Below are 25,999 nucleotides of genomic sequence, written 5' to 3' on the forward strand. Positions count from 1 at the left end.
ATTATGTCAAAAATCGTTGCTCAAGCTGTTGAAGGTATTGTTCAAGTACAATCGACTAACGGTGAAATAAGAGTTCTGAAGCAAGGTGATATGCTACTGCCCGGCGACACTGTGATCACCTCAGAGCAAGGTTCGGTTGTTTTGGCATATTTAGACGAAACCGTTAGCGTTTCCGCAAACCAACAATTCGTTATTTCTGAAAGTTGGCTGCAAACAGATATTACGCCTGAAGACTCCGCTGTTGCCTTAAACACTGCCGACGATATCTTAGCCGTACTTGACGAAGAAGGTGACTTACTTGAGCAATTAGATGCCACAGCAGCCGGTGCTGATGGCGGTTCAGCTGAAAATAGTGGTAACGGCTTTGTAAGGCTTACACGTATTGCTGAGTCAACGAATCCTTTACTCTTTGAGCTAGGCGCATTCTCCGAAGACGATCCTGTTGTGCCTTTATTTACCAATTCAGACGCCCCTATTGCTGCACCCGTTGAAATTACCATTGATAATATTACAGCGGATGACATCGTCACGGCAGCTGAAGCCGCTGGTTTTATTACGGTTACGGGTACCGCTAACGGTGGCGACATCGCCGCAGGTGATCTGGTTACCCTTATTATCAACGGAGTAACCTATACCACGGTAGTCTTAGCTGATGGCAGTTGGTCAGTCGAGGTTGCGGGTAGCGACTTGGCGGCGGATACGACTTTTGACGTCGTGGTCACATCAACGAATGCGTTAGGAAATACAATACAAAACAGTGCAACATCTACCCATACTGTTGATATTACGGCAGATGCTGGCACCGTTACCGTGAATAACATCACTGCCGATGATATTGTCAATGCAGCTGAAGCAGCCGGCACCATTGCCGTTACAGGTACCGCACTAGGCGGTGATATTACCCCGGGCGATGTGGTCACCTTAGTAATTAATGGCACTACTTACACCACCATCGTGCTAGCCGATGGTAGCTGGTCTGTCGATGTGGCAGGTTCAGATTTAGCCGCCGATACCGACTTTACTGCTGTGGTGACATCAAGCGATGCCGCCGGTAATACCGTCGAATCCAGTGGCGACTCAACGCACACGGTTGATCTGAGCGCTGAAGCCGGTGTTGTTACGGTGAATAACATTACTGAAGACGACATCCTTAACGCGGCCGAAGCTGCGGGTACGATTGCCGTCACAGGTACCGCACTAGGCGGTGATATTGCCCCGGGCGATGTGGTCACCTTAGTGATTAATGGCACTACTTACACCACCACTGTGCAAGCCGATGGTAGCTGGTCTGTCGATGTGGCAGGTTCAGATTTAGCCGCCGATACCGACTTTACTGCTGTAGTGACATCAAGCGATGCCGCCGGTAATACCGTCGAATCCAGTGGCGACTCAACGCACACGGTTGATCTGAGCGCTGAAGCCGGTGTTGTTACGGTGAATAACATTACTGAAGACGACATCCTTAACGCGGCCGAAGCCGCGGGTACGATTGCCGTCACAGGTACCGCACTAGGCGGTGATATTGCCCCGGGCGATGTCGTGACATTAGTGATTAACGGCACTACTTACACCACTACCGTGCAAGCAGATGGCAGCTGGAGTGTCGATGTCGCCGGTAGTGATTTAGCCGCCGATATCGAATTTGATGCGGTGGTCAGTTCGTCTGATGCAGTGGGTAACACAGTGGAATCGAGCGCCACCTCCACCCATACCGTTGATCTCTCTGCCGAAGCCGGTACCGTTACGGTGAATAACATTACCGCAGACGACATCCTTAACGCGGCCGAAGCCGCGGGTACGATTGCCGTTACAGGTACCGCACTAGGCGGTGATATTGCACCAGGCGATGTGGTCACCTTAGTGATTAACGGCACCACTTACACCACCACCGTGCAAGCCGATGGCAGTTGGTCTGTCGATGTGGCAGGTTCAGACTTAGCCGCCGATACCGACTTTACTGCTGTGGTGACATCAAGCGATGCCGCCGGTAATACCGTCGAATCCAGTGGCGACTCAACGCACACGGTTGATCTGAGCGCTGAAGCCGGTGTTGTTACCGTCAACAACATTACCGCCGACGACATCCTTAACGCGGCCGAAGCCGCGGGTACGATTGCCGTCACAGGTACCGCACTAGGCGGTGATATTGCCCCAGGCGATGTGGTCACTTTAGTGATTAATGGCACCACTTACACCACCACCGTGCAAGCCGATGGCAGTTGGTCTGTCGATGTGGCAGGTTCAGATTTAGCCGCCGATACCGACTTTACTGCTGTGGTGACATCAAGCGATGCCGCCGGTAATACCGTCGAATCCAGCGGTGACTCGACCCATACCGTTGATCTGAGCGCTGAAGCCGGTGTTGTTACCGTCAACAACATTACCGCCGACGACATCCTTAACGCGGCCGAAGCCGCGGGTACGATTGCCGTCACAGGTACCGCACTAGGCGGTGATATTGCCCCAGGCGATGTGGTCACCTTAGTGATTAATGGCACCACTTACACCACCACCGTGCAAGCCGATGGCAGTTGGTCTGTCGATGTGGCAGGTTCAGATTTAGCCGCCGATACCGACTTTACTGCTGTGGTGACATCAAGCGATGCCGCCGGTAATACCGTCGAATCCAGCGGTGACTCGACCCATACCGTTGATCTGAGCGCCGATGCGGGTACGGTCACAGTCAACAATATTACCGACGACGACATCCTTAACGCGGCCGAAGCCGCGGGTACGATTGCCGTCACAGGTACCGCACTAGGCGGTGATATTGCCCCGGGCGATGTGGTCACCTTAGTGATTAATGGCACCACTTACACCACCACCGTGCAAGCCGATGGCAGTTGGTCTGTCGATGTGGCAGGTTCAGATTTAGCCGCCGATACCGACTTTACTGCTGTGGTGACATCAAGCGATGCCGCCGGTAATACCGTCGAATCCAGTGGCGACTCAACGCACACGGTTGATCTGAACGCTGAAGCCGGTGTTGTTACCGTCAACAACATTACCGCCGACGACATCCTTAACGCGGCCGAAGCCGCGGGTACGATTGCCGTTACAGGTACCGCACTAGGCGGTGATATTGCCCCAGGCGATGTGGTCACCTTAGTGATTAATGGCACCACTTACACCACCACAGTGCAAGCCGATGGCAGTTGGTCTGTCGATGTGGCAGGTTCAGATTTAGCCGCCGATACCGACTTTACTGCTGTGGTGACATCAAGCGATGCCGCCGGTAATACCGTCGAATCCAGCGGTGCTTCATCACACACAGTAGAGACAACACCTGGAACACTGAATATTGCCGCTACAGTAGATAATACGGATGGCACCCTCGATTTATCGGGCACCACTACCGACGTTGCTCCAGGTACCGTAATTAACATCACCATCACCGATCAAAACGGTAAGACGGTCATCGCCCAAGCCACCGTGCTGGCCGATGGCAGCTACGCTTTAGAAGGTGTCGATGTCAGCGCCTTAGCCGATGGCCCATTAACCATTGATGCGACGGCGGTGGATAACAACGGCAATCCATTGGCTGCTGATACTTCAGCCACACTTGATGCGATTGCCGGTTCATTGGATATCGCTGCTACCGTCGATAACAACGATGGCACCATCGATTTATCGGGCACCACCACCGACGTTGCTCCAGGCACCGTGATTAACATCACCATCACCGACCAAAACGGTAAGACCGTTATCGCTCAAGCCACCGTGCTGGCCGATGGCAGCTACGCTTTAGAAGGTGTCGATGTCAGCGCCTTAGCCGATGGCCCATTAACCATTGACGCCACGGCAGTCGATAACAACGGTAATCCATTAGCCGCCGATACTTCAGCCACACTCGATGCGGTTGCCGGTTCATTGGATATCGCTGCAACGGTCGATAACACCGACGGTACGCTTGACCTCAGTGGCACCACCACCGACGTTGCTCCAGGCACCGTGGTTAACATCACCATCACCGACCAAAACGGTAAGACAGTCATCGCCCAAGCCACCGTGCTGGCTGATGGCAGCTACGCTTTAGAAGGTGTCGATGTCAGCGCCTTAGCCGATGGCCCATTAACCATTGACGCGACGGCAGTCGATAACAACGGCAATCCATTGGCTGCTGATACTTCAGCCACACTCGATGCGGTTGCTGGCTCATTAGATATCGCTGCGACGGTGGACAATACCGATGGCACCCTCGATTTATCGGGCACCACCACCGACGTTGCTCCAGGCACCGTGGTTAACATCACCATCACCGATCAAAACGGTAAAACGGTCATCGCCCAAGCCACGGTATTAGCCGATGGCAGCTACGCTTTAGAAGGTGTCGATGTCAGCGCCTTAGCCGATGGCCCATTAACCATTGACGCGACGGCAGTGGATAACAACGGTAACCCACTCGCGGCAGATACTTCAGCTACACTCGATGCCATTGCCGGCTCATTAGATATCGCTGCGACGGTGGACAATACCGACGGTACGGTGGACCTCAGCGGCACCACCACCGACGTTGCTCCAGGCACCGTAATTAACATCACCATCACCGACCAAAACGGTAAAACGGTGATTGCTCAAGCCACCGTGCTGGCCGATGGCAGCTACGCTTTAGAAGGTGTCGATGTCAGCGCCTTAGCCGATGGCCCATTAACCATTGACGCGACGGCAGTCGATAACAACGGTAACCCACTCGTGGCAGACACCAATGCTACATTGGATGCAGTCGAAGGCACTCTAGACATCGCCGCGACCGTCGATAACACCGACGGTACGCTTGACCTCAGTGGCACCACCACCGACGTTGCTCCAGGCACCGTGGTTAACATCACCATCACCGACCAAAACGGTAAAACGGTCATTGCTCAGGCCACGGTATTAGCCGATGGCAGCTACGCTTTAGAAGGTGTCGATGTCAGTAGCTTAGTCGATGGCCCATTAACCATTGACGCCACGGCAGTTGATAACAACGGTAACCCACTCGCGGCCGATGCCTCAGCCACACTCGATGCCATTGCTGGCTCATTAGATATCGCTGCGACGGTGGACAACACCGACGGTACGCTTGACCTCAGTGGCACCACCACCGACGTTGCTCCAGGCACCGTGGTTAACATCACCATCACCGACCAAAACGGTAAAACGGTCATTGCTCAGGCCACGGTATTAGCCGATGGCAGCTACGCTTTAGAAGGTGTCGATGTCAGTAGCTTAGTCGATGGACCATTAACCATTGACGCCACGGCAGTTGATAACAACGGTAACCCACTCGCGGCCGATGCCTCAGCCACACTCGATGCCATTGCTGGCTCATTAGATATCGCTGCGACGGTGGACAACACCGACGGTACGCTTGACCTCAGTGGCACCACCACCGACGTTGCTCCAGGCACCGTGGTTAACATCACCATCACCGACCAAAACGGTAAGACAGTCATCGCCCAAGCCACCGTGCTGGCTGATGGCAGCTACGCTTTAGAAGGTATCGATGTCAGCGCCTTAGCCGATGGCCCATTAACCATTGACGCGACGGCAGTCGATAACAACGGTAACCCACTCGTGGCAGACACCAATGCTACATTGGATGCAGTCGAAGGCACTCTAGACATCGCCGCGACCGTCGATAACACCGACGGTACGCTTGACCTCAGTGGCACCACCACCGACGTTGCTCCAGGCACCGTGGTTAACATCACCATCACCGACCAAAACGGTAAAACGGTCATTGCTCAGGCCACGGTATTAGCCGATGGCAGCTACGCTTTAGAAGGTGTCGATGTCAGTAGCTTAGTCGATGGCCCATTAACCATTGACGCCACGGCAGTTGATAACAACGGTAACCCACTCGCGGCCGATGCCTCAGCCACACTCGATGCCATTGCTGGCTCATTAGATATCGCTGCGACGGTGGACAACACCGACGGTACGCTTGACCTCAGTGGCACCACCACCGACGTTGCTCCAGGCACCGTGGTTAACATCACCATCACCGACCAAAACGGTAAGACAGTCATTGCTCAGGCCACGGTATTAGCCGATGGCAGCTACGCTTTAGAAGGTGTCGATGTCAGCGCCTTAGCCGATGGCCCATTAACCATTGCTGCGACGGCAGTCGATAACAACGGTAATCCATTAGCCGCCGATACTTCAGCCACACTCGATGCGGTTGCCGGTTCATTGGATATCGCTGCGACCGTCGATAACACCGATGGCACCCTCGATGTATCGGGTACCACCACCGACGTGGCGCCGGGCACGGTAATTAACATCACCATCACCGATCAAAACGGTAAAACGGTGATTACTCAAGCCACCGTATTAGCCGATGGCAGCTATGCCTTAGACGGTGTCGATGTCAGCGCCTTAGCCGATGGCCCATTAACCATTGACGCGACGGCAGTCGATAACAACGGCAATCCATTGGCTGCTGATACCTCAGCCACACTCGATGCGGTTGCCGGTTCATTGGATATCGCTGCGACCGTCGATAACACCGATGGCACCATCGATTTATCGGGCACCACCACCGACGTTGCTCCAGGCACCGTAATTAACATCACCATCACCGACCAAAACGGTAAGACAGTCATCGCCCAAGCCACCGTGCTGGCTGATGGCAGCTACGCTTTAGAAGGTGTCGATGTCAGTAGCTTAGCCGATGGACCACTGACCATTGCTGCGACGGCGGTGGATAACAACGGCAACGCCCTTGATGCTGATACTTCAGCCACACTTGATGCGATTGCCGGTTCATTGGATATCGCTGCTACCGTCGATAACAACGATGGCACCCTCGATGTATCGGGTACCACCACAGACGTTGCTCCAGGCACCGTGATTAACATCACCATTACCGATCAAAACGGTAAGACCGTTATCGCTCAAGCCACCGTGCTGGCCGATGGCAGCTACCAGTTAGAAGGCGTCGATGTCAGCACCTTAGCTGATGGCCCACTGACCATTGATGCGACGGCAGTGGATAACAACGGTAACCCACTCGTGGCAGACACCAATGCTACATTGGATGCAGTCGAAGGCACTCTAGACATCGCCGCGACCGTCGATAACACCGATGGCACCCTCGATGTATCGGGTACCACCACAGACGTTGCTCCAGGCACCGTAATTAACATCACCATCACCGACCAAAACGGTAAGACAGTCATCGCCCAAGCCACCGTGCTGGCTGATGGCAGCTACGCTTTAGAAGGTGTCGATGTCAGTAGCTTAGCCGATGGACCACTGACCATTGCTGCGACGGCGGTGGATAACAACGGCAACGCCCTTGATGCTGATACTTCAGCCACACTTGATGCGATTGCCGGTTCATTGGATATCGCTGCTACCGTCGATAACAACGATGGCACCATCGATTTATCGGGCACCACCACAGACGTTGCTCCAGGCACCGTGATTAACATCACCATTACCGATCAAAACGGTAAGACAGTCATTGCCCAGGCCACCGTATTAGCCGATGGCAGCTACGCTTTAGAAGGTGTCGATGTCAGCGCGTTAGCCGATGGCCCACTGACCATTGATGCGACGGCAGTGGATAACAACGGCAATCCACTCGTGGCAGATACCTCAGCCACACTCGATGCGATTGCCGGTTCATTGGATATCGCTGCTACCGTCGATAACAACGATGGCACCATCGATTTATCGGGCACCACCACCGACGTTGCTCCAGGCACCGTGATTAACATCACCATCACCGACCAAAACGGTAAGACCGTTATCGCTCAAGCCACCGTGCTGGCCGATGGCAGCTACGCTTTAGAAGGTGTCGATGTCAGCGCCTTAGCCGATGGCCCATTAACCATTGACGCCACGGCAGTCGATAACAACGGCAATCCATTGGCCGCCGATACTTCAGCCACACTCGATGCGATTGCCGGTTCATTGGATATCGCTGCGACCGTCGATAACAACGATGGCACCATCGATTTATCGGGCACCACCACCGACGTTGCTCCAGGCACCGTAATTAACATCACCATTACCGATCAAAACGGTAAGACCGTTATCGCTCAAGCCACCGTGCTGGCCGATGGCAGCTACCAGTTAGAAGGCGTCGATGTCAGCACCTTAGCCGATGGCCCATTAACCATTGATGCGACGGCAGTGGATAACAACGGCAATCCATTGGCTGCTGATACTTCAGCCACACTTGATGCGATTGCCGGTTCATTGGATATCGCTGCTACCGTCGATAACAACGATGGCACCCTCGATGTATCGGGTACCACCACCGATGTTGCTCCAGGCACGGTGATTAATATCACCATCACCGATCAAAACGGTAAGACAGTCATTGCTCAAGCCACCGTGCTGGCTGATGGCAGCTACGCTTTAGAAGGTGTCGATGTCAGCGCCTTAGCCGATGGCCCATTAACCATTGATGCGACGGCGGTGGATAACAACGGCAATCCATTGGCTGCTGATACTTCAGCCACACTTGATGCGATTGCCGGTTCATTGGATATCGCTGCTACCGTCGATAACAACGATGGCACCCTCGATTTATCGGGCACCACCACGGACGTTGCTCCAGGCACCGTGATTAACATCACCATTACCGATCAAAACGGTAAGACAGTCATTGCCCAGGCCACCGTATTAGCCGATGGCAGCTACGCTTTAGAAGGTGTCGATGTCAGCGCGTTAGCCGATGGCCCACTGACCATTGATGCGACGGCAGTGGATAACAACGGCAATCCACTCGTGGCAGATACCTCAGCCACACTCGATGCGATTGCCGGTTCATTGTATATCGCTGCTACCGTCGATAACAACGATGGCACCATCGATTTATCGGGCACCACCACCGACGTTGCTCCAGGCACCGTGGTTAACATCACCATCACCGATCAAAACGGTAAGACGGTGATTACTCAAGCCACTGTATTAGCCGATGGCAGCTATGCCTTAGACGGTGTCGATGTCAGCGCCCTAGCCGATGGTCCACTGACCATTGACGCGACGGCAGTCGATAACAACGGCAATCCACTCGTGGCAGATACCACAGCCACACTCGATGCCATTGCCGGTTCATTAGATATCGCTGCGACGGTGGACAATACCGACGGTACGCTTGACCTCAGTGGCACCACCACCGACGTTGCTCCAGGCACCGTGGTTAACATCACCATCACCGATCAAAACGGTAAAACGGTGATTGCTCAGGCCACGGTATTAGCCGATGGCAGCTACGCTTTAGAAGGTGTCGATGTCAGCGCCTTAGCCGATGGCCCATTAACCATTGACGCCACGGCAGTCGATAACAACGGTAACTCATTAATTGATAAAGCGATTGCCGCTTTAGATCTCACACCGCCAAGTGTTGATATCACATCTGATCAAGCAACGCTTGAAAGTGGCCAATCTGCAACGATCACGTTTACCTTTAATGAGGAAATTTCAGGCTTTGATCTAACTGATATTGCCGTTACCGGTGGCGTGCTGTCCGGATTAAAACAAGATCCAACTAATCCGAATGTATGGACAGCCACCTTCGTGGCAAGTGGCACTGCACCTATTTCATTTACTGTGGCAAATGGCAGTTACACTGATCTCGTGGGTAATGAAGGTAGTGGCGACTCAGCCAGTATCAATAATGCGCCAGTCGCTAAGAATAATGTAGTTAACGGTAACGAAGATGAAGTTATTACAGGTAATGTGCTCACCAATGACGTCGATGTAGATGGCAATGCCCTAACCGTACAAAGCTTTGTGATAAATGGGCAAACTTATCTAGCCGGCGCAGAAGTGATTATTGAAAACCAAGGTAAATTAACCTTAGACGCTGAAGGTAACTTTACTTTTACTCCTGTAGCAAATTGGAGTGGTTCACTGCCTTCTGTAACCTATACCCTAACAGATGGACAAGGTGGTTCATCGACTGCCGCATTAAACATTACTTTGGCAGGAGTGGCAGACGCAGCAATTCTGCAAGTCGGTGATGCCGTTTCAACTAAAGTCGGCGCAACCTCTATTACTACTGGCGCGAACGGCCTCTTGATAGGATCTGGTTTAAGCCAAGCCTCTATTGAACAAGCTCTTGGTTTAAGCAGTGGCTTCTTAGATGGCTTCAACCCGCCCTCGGGGGCACTCAATGTATCAGGCAACACTAATGCCATCGACGGAAACTATACGTCTAGCACAGTTAGTTTAAATAGCGGCATGTCGGTTGGCTTTAATTGGAATTTCATCAATGGTGAAAACATTGCAAGTGAAATCCGACAAGGCTTCAGCGACTTTGTTTTAGTGATTATTACCGCACCTGATGGCAGTAAAACCACACAAATCATTACGTCCTCAGAGTTCTTGGGCGCAGGCGTTAATGGTAATGGCACCTTTAACTTTACCGCAACGCAAGATGGTGATTATAAATTTGACTGGGTTATTCTCAACGGTAGAGATAGCGGTAAAGACTCACAACTCAACTTATCGTCGAGTACGATCACGGTCAATGGTGTTACCTATGGCGATATGGTTGATTTAAACATTAATGCTGCGCTTACTGATGCTAGTGAAAGCATGTTGATCACCATCACCGGTATACCCAGCAACGCCTTGCTCACCGCGGGTATAAAAAATGCTGACGGCAGCTGGACCCTAACCCAAGAACAATTGGAAGGGCTAAGCTTGCTTACTCCGGTTGATTTTATTGGCCAACTGAACTTAACCGTTACGGCGACCACAACTGATGGCACTTCTACTACTGCAGTATCCGATACGCTAATTATCGACCTGTCGCAAACGACCAATACAGTGAACAGCGGCAGTGATGCCTCGCAAACCATTAACGGCACTAATCAGGGTGATCTAATCAATGCCTACGGCGGCGATGACGTGATCAACTCAGGTGCTGGCAATGATGTTATCTATGGCGGACAAGGCAATGACACCATTAATGCAGGCAGCGGCAACGATGTGCTGTTTGGTGGTGTCGGTGACGATACGCTTATCGGTGGTGAAGGTGCCGACGTATTCGCTTGGCAATTAGGCGATCAATCAAGTAGCGGTAAAGCGGCTGTTGATGTCATTAAAGACTTCAGCACAGCACAAGGCGATGTCATCGATTTACGTGACTTACTTCAAGGCGAAAATAGCGAAAACATTACCAATTACCTCAGTTTTACTACTGTCGATGGTAATACCACGATAGATATTAAACATACTGGCAGCGGCAACGTAACGCAAAAAATCACGCTGGAAAACGTTGACCTGAGTAGCTTCGGTAATGATACACAAGCCATTATTGATAGCTTGATTAGTAGTGGTCATTTAAAAATTGATGGCTAAACCTGACTGTTGTTAACCCAGATAAAACAGGCGCTTTAAGCGCCTGTTTTTTTATTCAATTAAGTTGGAATCACACCATTACGATAACACCATTTAAAAGCAATTTTATACATCACATCATGATTTGGCCTATCACACCTGAGTTGAGCAAATTAGCTTAAATTTCATAACATAGTAACGTCTAGGTAGATCAATTTAGCCTTACAACGAATCATCACCGCATAATAAAAACACCACATGACACAACCAGATAAACATTACTAACTTAATTCATTCTAAAGGTAATCATAGGCTTTGTAGTGTTAACGCTATTTAATTGAAGCCTGCTCAATAAAATCAGTGAATTTTATACATTTGCTAATTTATTTGTTGCCTGAATTAAATAATTCATATATTAATAATCACTACTTTTTATGAGGATAACGATATGAATGAGATAGTTAGGGAAAACACTACCGAAAAAGGAAATGCAAAGCTTGTCTATATTCTTTATCTAGTCGGTTTACTATTTGGCCTTGCCGGCATTGTTGGTGTGGTGATTGCTTATGTGAATAAAAGCGATGCGCCAGCTTGGTTACAAACACATTATCAATTTCAAATTAGAACATTTTGGATTGGCGCCTTGTATATCATACTTGGCGGTATTTTAGCTTTGGTATTAATTGGTTGGTTTATACTGCTATTTTGGGCGATATGGCTAATTGTTCGTTCTGTAAAAGGTATGCAGGCTTTAGATAAAGGTCTACCCATTGCCGAACCGAAAAGTTGGTTTTTCTAACTTAACGCCTAGCGCATGCTTGTTCTACGAACAACATTCCTTTAAGAACACTTAATGTGTACTAGCGGGTTTTACCCATTACCAGATATTTGATAAGAATATCATTAATGAAAGAAGTTAAATTATGAATTACTTTTTGGATGCTATAAAAAAATACGCAGATTTCACTGGCAGGGCTCGTCGTCAAGAATACTGGATGTTTTTTTTGTTTTATGTTTTATTCTATATCGGCTCAGTAATTGTTGACGGTATATTAGGCACCTTTATTATTTCTTTACTATTCAGCCTAGCCCTACTTATTCCGTCTCTCGCTATTGGTGCTCGTCGCCTACATGACACCGGCCGCACCGGCTGGTGGTTACTTATTGGCTTAGTTCCTTTAATTGGCGGAATAGTATTATTAGTTTTCTTTATTTTTGATAGTGTTGAAGATAACCAGTACGGGCCAAACCCTAAAGCGGTACCACTCGCTTAAAAAACAAAAACACACCTAAAAATAGCACGAGTTAGGTTGCGGGTTTATTTAGGTGTGTTTTTCTGTGTTTCCATTCAGTATTAAACGCACGCAAGTGCCAAACTAAAATGCTTAGGCGTTAACTACAAAAACCTGCAGCTAACACTTACGGCTAGCGCCAGCGTAATCAGTACTTAATTAAACTTAAAATACCCACGCTACTGATGCCCCTACACCATGCTGTTGCATAGCAATGCTTAACTGTTGATTTGGCGCTAAAAAATTTGCCCCAGTAACTGTTTTAGTGGGTGAATAAAACGCTGTTAGGTTCATCTGTACATTCGCAGCTAACGACTGGCTTAAACCGGTAGTGAAATGCCATTCCTGCACCCCGGGCGCTAAAATGTTGAATAACACCTGCGATGACGAAATAGGTTGCTCACCGTAAGAAACACCAAACCGGATCTTTTGCTGCTCGGTTCGCTGCCATTGATAACCCAGTTTATATACCGTCATATCTTGCCAACCAAAGCCTGCACCATTCGACGCACCCAAAGGATCTGACATAATATTACCGATTGGGTTTGCTACACTGCTCACTTCGCCGTAATTGATATGCTGCAGATCTAACAATACTTGATGCGACCGATTAATTTGCCACGCCAAACCGACTTGTAAGGCACTGGGTAAATCAAAATCGCCTTGTTCGGCAAACAAACCCGCGTATTGATCGAATTCCCCCATGCTTACCGCAGAACGATAACTGGCTCCGACACTGAGTGCATCCGACACTAAATAGGTTAAACCTAATTGCAAGCCAATACCGCTACTGAAATCGGAGCCATTATCTGACAACGAAGTAGGTGCTTGAGAAAACGGTGCAAAACTCGCCAGGCCTTGTGCTGAAAACTGCTGAACAACCAGCACCGGCGCCACACCTAAGCGTAATTGCTCGGTCCACTGATAACTTAGGGTGGGGCTAACAAATAATTGCTTTAAGTCCACCCCCGTCGTGCCCGCATAAAAAGTGCCTTCGGGCATAGCGTCGGCTTGGTATTCCGTATTCATACCGCCGTTAGCATAAATTAATATGCCCACATTAACTTGATCGTTTAATTGCTGGCCAAAAGCAAACTCGGGGATAGCAAATAACGTTTTTGCGCTTCGCTTACCCGGACTTTGTAAGTAAAAAGCACCGGGAAAAAACTCGTTAACCTCCGCCACCGCATAGTTGCGATCGGGCGCAAACAGTTCTAAGCCAACTGACAATTCACTGCCTTTTACCAGCAAGTTAGCTGGGTTATTCGCCGCAGACATCAGCTCTTCTGATACCGCCACCCCAGCACCCGCCATACCTTTGTGCGTCATGCCATAACCGTGTGTAAAATAACCATTCGTTGCGAAAGCGGGAGAACTCATAAAAATACTGGCCGCTACTACACTCACTACTACACGTTTTTTCATGGTTACTACCTACCCAGACTATAAAAGGAAGACACCATAACGGTTTTCTTATATAACAAAAAATAATTTAAAACCATTAGATATACTCAAAAGAAATATAACAGTTGTGACTTTAGCTAAGCAGATATATTGAATGTGGAGAGAAGCTGCATTACTCAACCTAAGCATATGAGAATGCAGCCATTTAACCGATTAGACTTCTTAAAATCACCATTTTCTCAGTTGACGCTGAGAAGAAAACCATGCTTTCAATTCATTAATTTTAGTGAGATGTCAGTCACACATGTGCAGAAAGTTGAGTACGAGCTTTCGCTACTTTTTAGTTGGCTGATGGTTTGACGCCAGCACCATATAAACACTAGGCAACACCAATAAAGTAAACAGCGTGCCTACCAACATGCCTGCAACTAAAATAATGCCGATACTATTGCGTGCTTCAGCGCCGGCGCCCACTACTAACACCAAAGGAAAATGCCCCAGCACAGTTGCAGCGGTTGTCATTAACACTGGGCGTAAACGCGCTTGTGCTGCAAGCTGTATAGCATCGAATTTTGCTTTACCTTGCTGTTGCATTTTATTGGCAAACTCAACAATTAAAATGCCGTTTTTCGCAATCAGCCCCACCAAGGTGATAAAGCCAACTTGTGAATAAATATTGATTGTCGTGAAGTCTAAAAAGGCAAACATCAAGGCGCCAGCCATCGCTAAAGGCACAGAGCCCAACAACACCACCAAAGGATCACGAAAGCTATTAAACTGCACCGCTAGCACAAAAAACACAAAGACTAATGCGACCACTAGTACACCTTCTAAGGTGTTGCCTTCTAAACGAATTTGTCGTGACTCGCCAGCATAATCAATACTGTATTCTGCTGGCAATATTTTCGCAGCGGCGTCTTCTAAAGCACTTAAGCCTTGCTCTTTGGTGGTGCCTGGGATCACTTCGCCATAAATTCTAAAGGCATTTTTTTGCTGAAACTTACTTAACACACGCGGTCTAATTTCGGTTTCTAAACTGGCAATAGCACGCAAAGGAATTAACTGATCGGCGGGGGTACGGATCAACAGTGACAATATGGCATCAGGATTCACTCGTGCGCTTTCATCTAGCATAGGTATAACGCGATAAGCGCGGCCATCTTGATTATAACGATTGACAAAATTAGCCGATAACAATACCTCAAGCTGGGCACTAACACTGGCTAAATCCATGCCTAAATCCGCAATCGCCTGACGATTAAGCTTGAAGCGCGCTTGCGGGTAATCGATTTTCAAATCCGTTTCGGCAAATAAGAACTTACCACTAGCCTGAGCGGCCGCCACCATCTGATCGGCGTAGCGTTTCATATCGACGTAAGAGTCGGTTGAAAGCACGGCCAGTTCTACTGAAAAATTACCGGACGTCGGTAGGGCTGATTCCATCACTGGAAAGGCTTTTAAGCCAGGCACCTGCGACAAATTAGCAAAGGCTTGCCAAAACATATCCTGCGTTTTTTCAGCACGCTGTGACGGATCAACTAAATCTAAGCCGCCAAAAGCTCCTGCAGGGTTAACAATTTGCCACATAAACTTCGCCCCATCCAACTGCAGCATCGTGTCTACTACCGCATCCATATGCTGCATGGTATAGGCTAAAGAGGCATCGGGAGCAGACTCTACCACCACATTAATGCTGTTTTGATCTTCTGTGGGCGCCAGCTCTTTTAATGAAAACAGATAAAACGGTACATTCAGTAACGCTAAAAATACCGCAATAAATAACACCTGCGCTTTATACTTAAGCGTCAAAAGCAATACTTTACTGTAAGCCAGCTGCAGACGGTCAAAAACATGATTGATGCGTTGAGTTAACCGGCTTTCTTTGCCCCCCTCTGGCGAGGCATAAGCGCTCATAATCGGTGATAAGGTTATTGCAACAAAGCCGGAAATTAACACGGCAATCGCTAAGGTAAAGGCAAACTCTTTAAACAAAGCCCCTGTTAAACCACTTAATAAACCAATAGGAGCATATACCGCAGCTAAGGTAATGGTCATGCTGATTATAGGCGCTAATAACTGGCGTGAACTAAGTAAGGCCGCGTCGAGTCGACTCATGCCATTGCGCATATGTCTAGCCACATTCTCAACCACAACGATGGCATCATCAACCACCAAACCCACGGATAACACGATGGCAAGCACGGTCAATAAATTCAGGCTAAACCCCATCAGCGCCATAGTTCCGATAGCGCCTAAAATCGAAATAGGGATAGTCACTAAAGGCACTAAAGCCGTGCGAAACGATCCCATCATCGCCACCACAACAATACCCACCAATACAATGGTTTCGGCCAGCGTAATAAATATTTCGGTTAAAGCACTGCGCATATACAAGGTGCCATCGTAACCGTCGGTAATGCGTAAGCCATTGGGCAAGGTTGGGTTTATTTCCTCCAGCTTGGCATACAAACTATCCCCAATAGCTATCTCGTTGGCGCCTGGTAAAGGCCAGACAGAAATAAACAGCACAGTATCGTGGCTCAACCGAGCACTGGTTTCGCTTTCTTCTTCAGCAATCTCGATTTCTGCAACATCGGCTAGACGCACCTGCGCACCTTCGATATTTCTTAACACCAGCTGTTCAAAATCAGTCACATTTGATAATGAGGTATCGGTCAGCAGCGGAATGCGTTGCTGATTGTTTTCACTTTGGCCAACTGTCGCGATCAAATTATTTGCTCGTAGTGCTAACATCACCTCGTCCGCAGCAATATTAAAAGCAGCCAGCTTCGCAGGATTCAACCAAATTCGCATCGCCGGTGCCCTGCCGCCCTCGATGCCAATGCGCTGTACGCCCGGAATAGAAGCCAAAGCTGGTGAAACACGGCGCGATAAATAGTCAGTGACTTCCATACGCGACATCGGGCTGTCTGCTTGGTTGTAATTCACCACCAAATAAAAAATCGCGAAAGGACGGTCAGCCCTTACCACCTCAACCGACGGATCTTCGGCGCCTTCTGGTAATTCAAAACGAATTTGATCCAGCTTGGCCGATAACTCTGCCAACGCCTTGGTACTATCTTGATTCAGCTTTAACCAAAGCGTTACAGCACTGAGCCCAGGGGTGCTGCGCGACTCAACATAATCGACCCCAGGAACCGAACTGGCAACGCGTTCAATTGGCTCACTAATAAAGCCTTGCACTACCTCTGCGGAAGCGCCTATATAGGGTGTAGTGATTTGTAACGACGCGCTGGTAATTTGTGGAAATTGTAGCACCGGAATATCGATTGCAGCTCGGATCCCCACCAGTACCAAGATCAGCGAAAGTACAATCGCCAGAACCGGTTTTTTACAAAATATATCTATTATTGAGGGCCGGTTATCCAACGCGACCTCTTTTATATTGTGCGGATCAGAAGTGTGCTGTGCCATTACAACGGCCCCGCATCATCAGCCTTAGCAAGATTGACTAAGGTGCCATCACGTAATTTAAAAGAACCTACCGTAGCCACTTGTTCATTCTCGCTCAGCCCCGACAAAATCACTATGTGCTTATCATCATGCGCGCCAACTTCTACTGCCCGACGATTGGCGCGTAACTTGTCATCTGCAGCTTGCGCCAGTACATACACGTAAGCACCAAACGTATCATAACGCACCGCGGTGTTCGGTAAGCGGATGACGCTGATTGGCGCAGCAATGGGCAAACTCACCATCACACTGGCACCGGGTTTAAACTGGGCATCAAGGTTGTCGAGTTCGGCGCGAATTCGTAAATTGCGAGAGATACTAGAAATAACCGGATCTATAGCAACGATCTTTGCCTGATGTTTGATATCCGCAGACGCCACGCTACTGATTTCAAGCGCGGTCGACAGGCTTAATTGATAAGCAGCTTGTGGTACTGAAAAATCGATCCAAACTTGGTCTAAGTTACCAATTAACCGGGTGATTAATGTGTTCGCCGCTAAAAATCCTCCGACCTCAAGTTCATGTAAACCTGTGCTGCCACTAAAGGGCGCAATCAAGGTTTTCTTTGCAATGGTGGCCTGTATTGCTCTGGCGTTAGCTTGTTTTATGGCAAGTTGCGCGCTCACTTGGTCAAGTTGCGCGCGGCTGGACGCCTGCGTTTTAACCAGTTGAGTTAATCGAGAAAGATCCAGGGTGGCTAAAGCAATTTCTGCGTTAATAGCATCTAGTGCCGCTTGTTCATTAACGCTATCTAAACTCAATAACACCTGATCTTTTTCTACCGAGCCACCCGAGCGAAAACCAACAGCGGTAATCACCCCCTCAAGCTCATTGCGTACCTCTAGCGAGCGTGTTGCCTTAACTTCACCCAACAGCTGCAAACTGTCTTGCCAAATACTGGTGGTAACTTTTATTGCTGCCACCGTTTCGCTGGGCTCAGGAAACGACTCGCCAAACGCAATCGCTGCCCGCACTTGCGTAAACTTTACAAAAGCCAACAGTATAAACAGCACGAGGCAACCAGCAACCGCGGCAATCCAGGGGCGAAATTGCATTTTTCTTCCTCTTAAAAATAGTCTTGGCTATAACGTTTAACTGTATTGAGATTATTTAGATCATTAACCTGCATAAGTTAAGCCGCAAACCTAAAATTTCTACTGTGAATAGGGAGCGATAGTTCATATTAACTCAAGTTAAAATACCTTTAATAACCCACTAACTATTCAAGCATTGTTATTTTAGTTAATGCAAAGCATCGTCCAAAGAAACCCTTAAGAAATAGCAGCTCTCTAGGCTGCTATCACTTGCGGATACCTCGACAAGCAAAACCTGTTGCAGCTGCCGCTTAAAAACCCCATATTTAACGTTAATACCCAGTAAGCTCAGCAAAACCTAAGCCATTAAAGCCACCGGAAGCGCGCACGCGTCCTTCCCAATATGGCACAGACAATTGATTACGTGAGTCTTTGGTTAAAGTTTCAAGCATAATCGGCGCTGAATTAGGTAGGGTAATCTGCCACTTGCTGGGGTATTGCCTGTCGTTAAGGGTAATGCGCTCGAGTACCGACAAGCTGATATCTTCTCTGGCAATCATCGTGGCCTGCCCGTTTTTCGCTATTCGGCTACCGCTGCAATAATCATAGTTATTTTTGTCGTCACGAATACAAAAGAGCATTAAACCTTGTTTGCCATTTTCATCGCTAACCAGGCTAAACCAATCCCAACCAAACTGGCTTTTATCTAATAAGCTTGCTGACCATTCTCTATCGTACCACGCGTTACCTGTTACCTTATATTGCTTACCTTTGAAGGTGATAATGCCGCTTGCCTCAAGAAATGGATAGCTAAAATAGTAAGATGCATGACCACTCTCGGTTTTTTGGCTATAGCCATTTTCCCCGTGTAACGTTAACGGGCTATTACTCAGTGATACAGCAATGGCATAGTCTTGTTGTTTTGCTTGCATCTGCAACGGTAAAAACGACTGTTCAGTGCTTTTAAGCGACCAATCATCTAATTGCGCACTAAAAGGGCTGGCAACAATACTGGCCTGCCCCGCTCGGGCAAAGCGTTCAAAAGCAATATGTGTTTGCTCGTGCTGCAGAGCGAAATGCGCAAAATAAAGTTGGTTATCCCACCAAGTAGACTCAAAGCTAACGGGAGCTTGTGTTCTAAACAACGTCCACTGTGCACCAAAGGTTTCGCCACTTTCTGCGGTAAGATTGGCCGTCACGTACCACCACTCAATACCTTGCTCTAAGTGCGGGCCATGATCCTGCGGGAAAATTACACCACGCTGTTTATCGACGGGTTGCCCACTGTCAGTTTGCAAAGCCTGAAAGTTTTCGAGGTGCGGCGCAGGCTTGCAACTGAGTAATAAAAAGCTGAAAAAAACGAGAACATACTTCATCAATAGTTAAGGCCCCTTTACCTGCAAATGAGCTGTAAGCTTTTTAATCGGCAGATACGCGCAGAGGACTGCGGCTAATAGCATAAACAGACAGGTATAGAGCAGTGCCGGCAAATCTAAATTAAAATGGATAGTCCAACCAAAGGCGATGGGCATCACAAATTCCAACAGCGTGAACCCAAGTGCAAAGCCTAATGGGATCGCAAAAGCACAGGTAAAAAATACCAATAAGGTGGTTTGTAACAGCTTAAGCTTTTGCAGCTGGGCCGCATCAACACCTAAGCTATGCAGCACCGCTAATTGACTTACATGCAACGCACTCAGGCTCAATAAGCTGATACATAAACTCAGTAAAGCAATAGCTAAAATAAAGCCATTAAGTAACTTAGTTACTTGAAACGTTTCGTTAAACATCTTATTCGCCACTGCTTTAAAGTGCTTATTGGCGGCGATAGTGGCACTGTCTAGCTGGTAAACATTGATCAGTCGTTCAGTGATTTGCTCAACACTGACTTGCTCAGCTAAAGTTAACGACAAACCAAAAACTTGCCAGTGAAATGGGCTCGCGCGCAAAGTCTGCTCTTGGATAATCAGGCTTAATGCGGTATTGCCATAATCATAGGCAAAGGCACTGATCCGGCACGCAAATTCATGTTGGTTTTGCACAAAGCGCACACGGTCATTAATTTTATAGCCTTCTTTTATAGCCGCCTGCTCATTGGCAATACAGCCTTGTTCGGCAAAATTCTCGGCACTGACCGGCTGATTTGACGTAAGGCTGATGTGCGAAAACGCTGAATCGCCATCTCCATAGCTAATAAGGCGTGTAGGTGTTTTATCGATATAACCAGCTGCGGCCATGTAAATACCCACACGCGCTACCTGCGTATCCATTGCTAAGCGCTGGCGTAATGCTGGATCGTCATCGTCTACTTGCAGGTAAATATCGGCATTCAGTTGTGTTTCAAGATGCGCATTTAGCGTATCGCTGAAGCTTTTAACCATGATTTGCATGCCAATGGCACTGCCAAGAGCTACTAAAATGGCGACGATGGCAATTCGCAGTTCTGCTAACTGGAATTTACTGTCGGCATAAAGCCACTGCCAAAGTGGCTGGCTAAACGGGTTTTTAACGCTAAGCAAGCCTTGCAAACAACTTGGGGTAATCAGCACAAAAACTACCAAGATTAAAAAACACATCAACAGAGCATCAAACTCGGTGCTTGCGTAATAATAACCATAGCTAAGGGCCGCTAGCACACCGCCTAGTACAATATAAAACAGCCCTTTACGGTGGCTATGCAGCACCTTTTTTTGCGTGAGTAACATGAGGCCGAGGGTCACGATGTTTAACAAAAAGCCCAATAACAAAGTTTGCCACTGCCAGCTAAGGGTAAGCGCTTTTTCTAATTGATATAAGCCCATCAGCGTACTGTTAATGTCCATTAATAACGTGTTGGCAATAATATAGCCTGCCAAACTACCCAATAGTGCCGTTAAAAAGCCCATAACGATAAACTCGATAGCGATGGCAATAAAAATTGCCTGCTGCGAAAAACCTAAAACATGAAATTGTATTAGTAAGTTTCTGCGCCCCGCGATTGATAGCTTGATGGCATTAAAACTTAAAAAGGCCGCCACAATGTAGCCGAGTAACGCCAGCGCACCCAAATTAAAAAAGAATGCCTCGGATAAAGCATCAAAGTCTTGCTCTTGTGCTGCCACTAAACGAGCATCATTTCCAAGTATCGCCTCAACTAATGGGGCCTGCTCGGGCGCTAAGTCAATCAGCTCAATAAAGCTCAGTTGACCGTTCGCGTTTAGCAGCATATCTGCATAGGCAAGATCGGTAACTGACCACACACCTATATCAACCGCTAAGGTGAAGCTTGGTTTGATAACCGAGTCTTGTAGGGTAAGTTGCCGACTTTCGCTATCCAGCATCAACTTTGCAGCATTATTGCTATCAATGATGATGTTATCGAAGCGAAAGCTGGCCTCTGTGGTCTCGGCATGTTGCTGCGTACTTAGCGCTGCTGACTGAGTTAACCACATGAGGCTGTCGACACCTTGCAGATAAAGGGTGTGACCAGATGACAGCTGCAACTGCCCTCGCAACACCGGCTGCGCATTGGTATAACCATTGGCTCTTAATTTAAGCCATAAAGCACCGTCCAAAAACGCTTGACCTATTGGCGGTTTCACCATATGGCTAACGGTATTATCGATAAGCGCAGCGGAAATTTGGTGCCGGTTTTTCGCTTCTTGGTTTAATCCAGCGATGGCTGTTAGTAAGGCGCTGCCTAAACTTAACCCCACAATAAACAGTAACAACAACCACGGATGGTGCTTAAAATACGCCATATGGGTTCGTAAAATAAGCTTAATTTCGTTCATTAAGCTGGCCATTAGCAAGCACTTTCACACTATCGAAATACCGCGTTAATTGCTGAGAATGTGTCACCATAACCAAGTTGATTTGCCGAGTCTTACACAGACTGGTCAGCAGTTCTACCACTTGCTGCGAGCGCGCCTGGTCGAGGTTTCCAGTGGGCTCATCGGCTAACACAAGCTGAGGTTGATTCAGTAAAGCACGGGCAATGCCTACCCGTTGTTGCTCGCCACCAGACAGCTGATTAGGCAACTTGTGCAGTTTATCCGTTAAACCCAGCTGCTCGGTTAAGCATTCAAATTCTATAGGTCGTTGCCTTGGAAAATTTAACTTATACTGAAACAAGATATTTTGTTTTACACTAAGACAATCGAGCAGTTGATAACGCTGAAAAATCAAACCTATTTTGCGGCGGTAGTAGGCAAGCTGCAAAGCGTTGTATGAGGAAATCTGTTCGCCATTAATGACAATGTGGCCGCTGTGAGGTGACAGTAAGCCAGATAATAAATTAAGTAAGGTAGTTTTACCCGAGCAACTGTCTCCAAGTAGCGCAACTTGCTCTTGCGATTTGATCTCAAAACTGAGGCCGTCGAATACTTGGTGAACTTGCTCGCCATCCTGTCGATGAAAGCATAGGTCTGTGACACTGATCACGATAATTTCCCTTCTAAATCAGCAGCAAGGCTGTTGAGTTCATATGTATCAACAAGCCCTAGCCACTAAAATCTTTTTGCCGCATTCTTAAGTGGCGACACTGAGCTTTTTATATTTTCACGTTTTTCTTGGCTGACTTTCTGATTATAAAATTTAGGCCGGCCAAATAAATACCCCTGCAATAAATCAATTTTATTATCAATAAGCCATCTGGCCTCGTCTTCCGTTTCAATACCCTCAGCCACAGTTGTGATTCCGCTGGTTTTGGCGATATTCACTAGGCTGGAAACGATATTTTGCTTAAATACATCTTGATGCACATCACGCACCAGTTCCATATCTATTTTCACGTAATCTGGACGTATTTTTTGCAGAAGATTCAAGCCAGACCAACCCGATCCAATATCATCCATTGCCACTTGAAAGCCGGCATTGCGATAAAACGCCAGAATGCCTTTTAAGTGATTTAAATCGCTACTTTGGTGTGTTTCAGTGACTTCAAACACAATATCGGCAGGCGTCAACCCAAGCTCATAAATGGCAGCGGCGGTAGAGCGCAAACAATATGAAGGGTCATAGATGCTGGAGGGATTAAAATTAATAAATAACTTACCTTTTAATTTAGCTGCAGCAAAGTATTCAACCGCAGCACGCCTTGCTACTAGGTCCAATGAAAACAATAAATCGGCTTGTTCGGCAAGCAAAAAGGCTAATTGCGGCGGCACGATACTGTTGGTCTCGTCGCGCATCCTAAACAGCCCTTCATAAGAGTAGATTTTGGGATCTTCTAATGCCGACTGCGCATAAACGATAGGCTGAAACCATGTTTCATAATTCTCATGTTCAATACTATTGATTAGCCACTTTGCCTTAAAGCGATTGATCAGCACATTAAAGGTGGTCATGCGCGACATAGCAGAAATATCCGGTAAAGCATCTTCAGCCATCGTCGTTAACTTAGTGCCGGCTAATTCGGCTTGCTCTAATGCACCATTAACACCCGTTAAGAAAGCAGAAATGGAACCGGCTTTAATTTCAACGGCGATGCAGTGTGTACTTATCTGTTTTGCCGTGTAATTTTGACTGCCAACGTATCTGGCAAGTTTGGCGAAGGTTTCCGTGGTGGGCACGAATATCCAAAAAAAAGTGGCGTCGTCAAAAAAATAGTCATCAACTGACTCGCAATCTGCACAATACATTTCATACCCTTGAGTTAAACGTTATTGGCTTTTTTACGCGCAAGGTAAAACTTCAGACCATGACAATGCTGCTCTGCTGCTCTTAAAGCAGCACCAGCACAAAACGGCTTTATATTTGCTGACAGCATAAGATAAGGCGTTAATGATAAACTCGAGCAATATCAAAACGATTGGCCATTCGCTAACTCTCGCGCCCCGAGTTGAACACTTTCGGCTTAATGATGGCACACGTTTTTTCCAAAGCTTTATTAGCCCATTGCAGGGCTTTTATCCTGACGAAATAGTACCTGCAGATTACGGCATAGAGAATAAATTTGATGATAATATAAGCAGCACCATTGCTGCCTCAGTGATCCGTTATGGCGATGATGAAAGCTACCAGCAGTATTTATTGAATCAAGTTGAACGCTCTGGGCTGCCATTTACCTCTAGGATGACAGGCAAATGGTCTAAATACAGTTCGGTGAGCTTACAGGTCACAACCTCTAATTAGTGTTTAAATAAAGGCGCCGTAGATTATACTCAGTGTCAGCAACAGTACTTAGCAAAGTGCCCACTGTTGCTGGTATACATCATTCTGGCTATTGAACCTCAGCTAACAACCGTTGCGCCAGCTTTTGCAACACCGGAGAAAATATGGGTTCCATGCGACCTAGCAGCTATTGGCCCGTTACCGCCGCTATACTATTTGGATACCTATTGTCTGCAAGCGCTCTGGGGCAACAACTCGTGCAACCTTACCAGAACTGGACTGACGTTGTGCGCAGCAAGCCTTATGCCGAGAGCCAAGGTGTGTATGACAATGTAATGAATGTTAGACGTTGGATCCTGACGCGTTCAGGACACTGTACCGAGCGCAATCGCCATTTGCTATTTGATATGCGCGGCAACTTTCTAGAATTTATCGAAGATGCCTCAGATTCGCCGCAAACCCAGTTAATCCTGAATCAAACTCGTCAGGGTATGGCACAACAAGGGCGGGTGCATGCCTGGGTGGAAGGTAATACCCAGACCCTTGGCTATCCTTTCGCGATTCGTTGCCACCAACCTTATGTCGATTTATCGTTGGCCATTGAGCGTTATCTGGGCAAGCATCCGGAAGGTAGGCTGTCTGGCAACTGGGATGGTATAAAAGTAGGCACACCTAAAAACCAAGCTTCACTGCATGACACCCTGCGCTTGGTATATGCCCGTCGCGCGCAGCAAAAGCGTATTAGCCTGCCAGAAGATCTTCTAGCCGATCTGGCCGGTATGTTGATTATCGAAAGTGGTGGCGTGCGCGAGGCCCATTCAAAAGCCAATGCTAGAGGTATTCTACAACTGACCCCACAAGTATTAAAAGACTGCGGCGTTCCCAAAAATAAGCAGTTACACCGCATCGCTCAGGTCGATTGCGCGCTCTGGTTATTTGAACGTAACCATCGCATGTTGCATCCCGTATTCATGGCCCGCTTCGGCCACCTACCAGAAGAAAAACGAGAACAGGTTTATCGGCTGCTGCTGATCCAGGCTTATCACGGCGGCCCCGGCAGAGTAAGATCGCTGCTTATCGATGAAGAGCTTAGTAAACCAGCGACCTATTTTGCTGAACATCATCAAGACTTTAGTGCCGGTGATATTGCTTTTGGTATGGTATTCCATAACCTTGGCCGCAATCGGCTTGGCTTCGCGTCTCTGTATTACACTGCCGACATCAGAATTGCGCTGCAACTGTTAGAGTCACAAAGCAGTACCCAACTGTTTTCTTGGCAGCGCTCCAAAAAGCTAAAACCGATTTAAACAAGACCATAGCGTTTAGCAAAACCAATTAGAACTTTCTAATGTGGAGGGTAACCCTAGCTGAATAAGATGCCGGCATTTTGAGAATTTTTGATAGGTTCGGGGTATA

General features: G+C 47.9%; 12 protein-coding genes. 5 read left to right on the top strand and 7 right to left on the bottom strand.

Features of this window, described 5'->3' with window-relative positions; all coding sequences use genetic code 11:
- Positions 1 to 3 precede the first annotated feature (3 nt).
- The 3 genes from ACUJFL_RS17010 to ACUJFL_RS17020 all read left to right on the top strand — a co-directional run bounded on the left by ACUJFL_RS17010 (position 4) and on the right by ACUJFL_RS17020 (position 12,560).
- Positions 4 to 11,307, top strand: a complete 11,304-nt coding sequence (locus tag ACUJFL_RS17010; RefSeq protein ID WP_445428098.1) for an Ig-like domain-containing protein — start codon at positions 4 to 6, stop codon at positions 11,305 to 11,307.
- A 427-nt stretch (positions 11,308 to 11,734) separates the two neighbouring features.
- Positions 11,735 to 12,085 (top strand): DUF4870 family protein, encoded by a 351-nt coding sequence (locus ACUJFL_RS17015; RefSeq protein WP_445425602.1) that lies wholly within the window; start codon positions 11,735 to 11,737, stop codon positions 12,083 to 12,085.
- 124 nt (positions 12,086 to 12,209) lie between these two features.
- Positions 12,210 to 12,560: a DUF805 domain-containing protein gene (locus tag ACUJFL_RS17020; protein WP_445425603.1), complete on the top strand. Its 351-nt coding sequence runs from the start codon at positions 12,210 to 12,212 to the stop codon at positions 12,558 to 12,560.
- Positions 12,561 to 12,743: 183 nt separating this feature from the next.
- Here the strand turns inward: ACUJFL_RS17020 and ACUJFL_RS17025 are convergent, their stop codons facing one another.
- The 7 genes from ACUJFL_RS17025 to ACUJFL_RS17055 all read right to left on the bottom strand — a co-directional run bounded on the left by ACUJFL_RS17025 (position 12,744) and on the right by ACUJFL_RS17055 (position 24,111).
- Positions 12,744 to 14,003 (bottom strand): OmpP1/FadL family transporter, encoded by a 1,260-nt coding sequence (locus ACUJFL_RS17025; protein WP_445425604.1) that lies wholly within the window; start codon positions 14,001 to 14,003, stop codon positions 12,744 to 12,746.
- Positions 14,004 to 14,315: 312 nt separating this feature from the next.
- Entirely contained in the window at positions 14,316 to 17,417 is a 3,102-nt protein-coding gene (locus ACUJFL_RS17030; RefSeq protein ID WP_445425605.1) for an efflux RND transporter permease subunit, read from the bottom strand.
- On the bottom strand, positions 17,417 to 18,511 hold the full coding sequence (locus ACUJFL_RS17035; RefSeq protein WP_445425606.1) for an efflux RND transporter periplasmic adaptor subunit: 1,095 nt from the start codon (positions 18,509 to 18,511) through the stop codon (positions 17,417 to 17,419). The genes ACUJFL_RS17030 and ACUJFL_RS17035 overlap by 1 nt, the downstream gene beginning before the upstream one ends.
- 311 nt (positions 18,512 to 18,822) lie before the next feature.
- Complete coding sequence (locus tag ACUJFL_RS17040) at positions 18,823 to 19,866, bottom strand: lipocalin-like domain-containing protein (protein ID WP_445428099.1); 1,044 nt, start codon at positions 19,864 to 19,866, stop codon at positions 18,823 to 18,825.
- Positions 19,867 to 19,872: 6 nt separating this feature from the next.
- Complete coding sequence (locus ACUJFL_RS17045; RefSeq protein ID WP_445425608.1) at positions 19,873 to 22,275, bottom strand: FtsX-like permease family protein; 2,403 nt, start codon at positions 22,273 to 22,275, stop codon at positions 19,873 to 19,875.
- Positions 22,250 to 22,912 (bottom strand): ABC transporter ATP-binding protein, encoded by a 663-nt coding sequence (locus tag ACUJFL_RS17050; RefSeq protein WP_445428100.1) that lies wholly within the window; start codon positions 22,910 to 22,912, stop codon positions 22,250 to 22,252. Before ACUJFL_RS17050 ends, ACUJFL_RS17045 begins: the two co-directional genes overlap by 26 nt.
- A 65-nt stretch (positions 22,913 to 22,977) precedes the next feature.
- Positions 22,978 to 24,111, bottom strand: a complete 1,134-nt coding sequence (locus ACUJFL_RS17055; protein WP_445425610.1) for an EAL domain-containing protein — start codon at positions 24,109 to 24,111, stop codon at positions 22,978 to 22,980.
- Positions 24,112 to 24,253: 142 nt separating this feature from the next.
- Here ACUJFL_RS17055 and ACUJFL_RS17060 point away from each other — a divergent pair, with 142 nt between their 5' ends.
- Together ACUJFL_RS17060 and ACUJFL_RS17065 are read left to right on the top strand one after the other, a co-directional pair.
- Entirely contained in the window at positions 24,254 to 24,604 is a 351-nt protein-coding gene (locus tag ACUJFL_RS17060) for a hypothetical protein (protein WP_226752251.1), read from the top strand.
- A gap of 206 nt (positions 24,605 to 24,810) precedes the next feature.
- A complete protein-coding gene (locus ACUJFL_RS17065; RefSeq protein WP_445425611.1) occupies positions 24,811 to 25,890 on the top strand; it encodes a transglycosylase SLT domain-containing protein in 1,080 nt (359 codons plus the stop codon).
- The last annotated feature ends 109 nt before the right edge of the window (positions 25,891 to 25,999 follow it).

The sequence above is a fragment of the Alishewanella sp. HL-SH05 genome, from assembly GCF_052655985.1.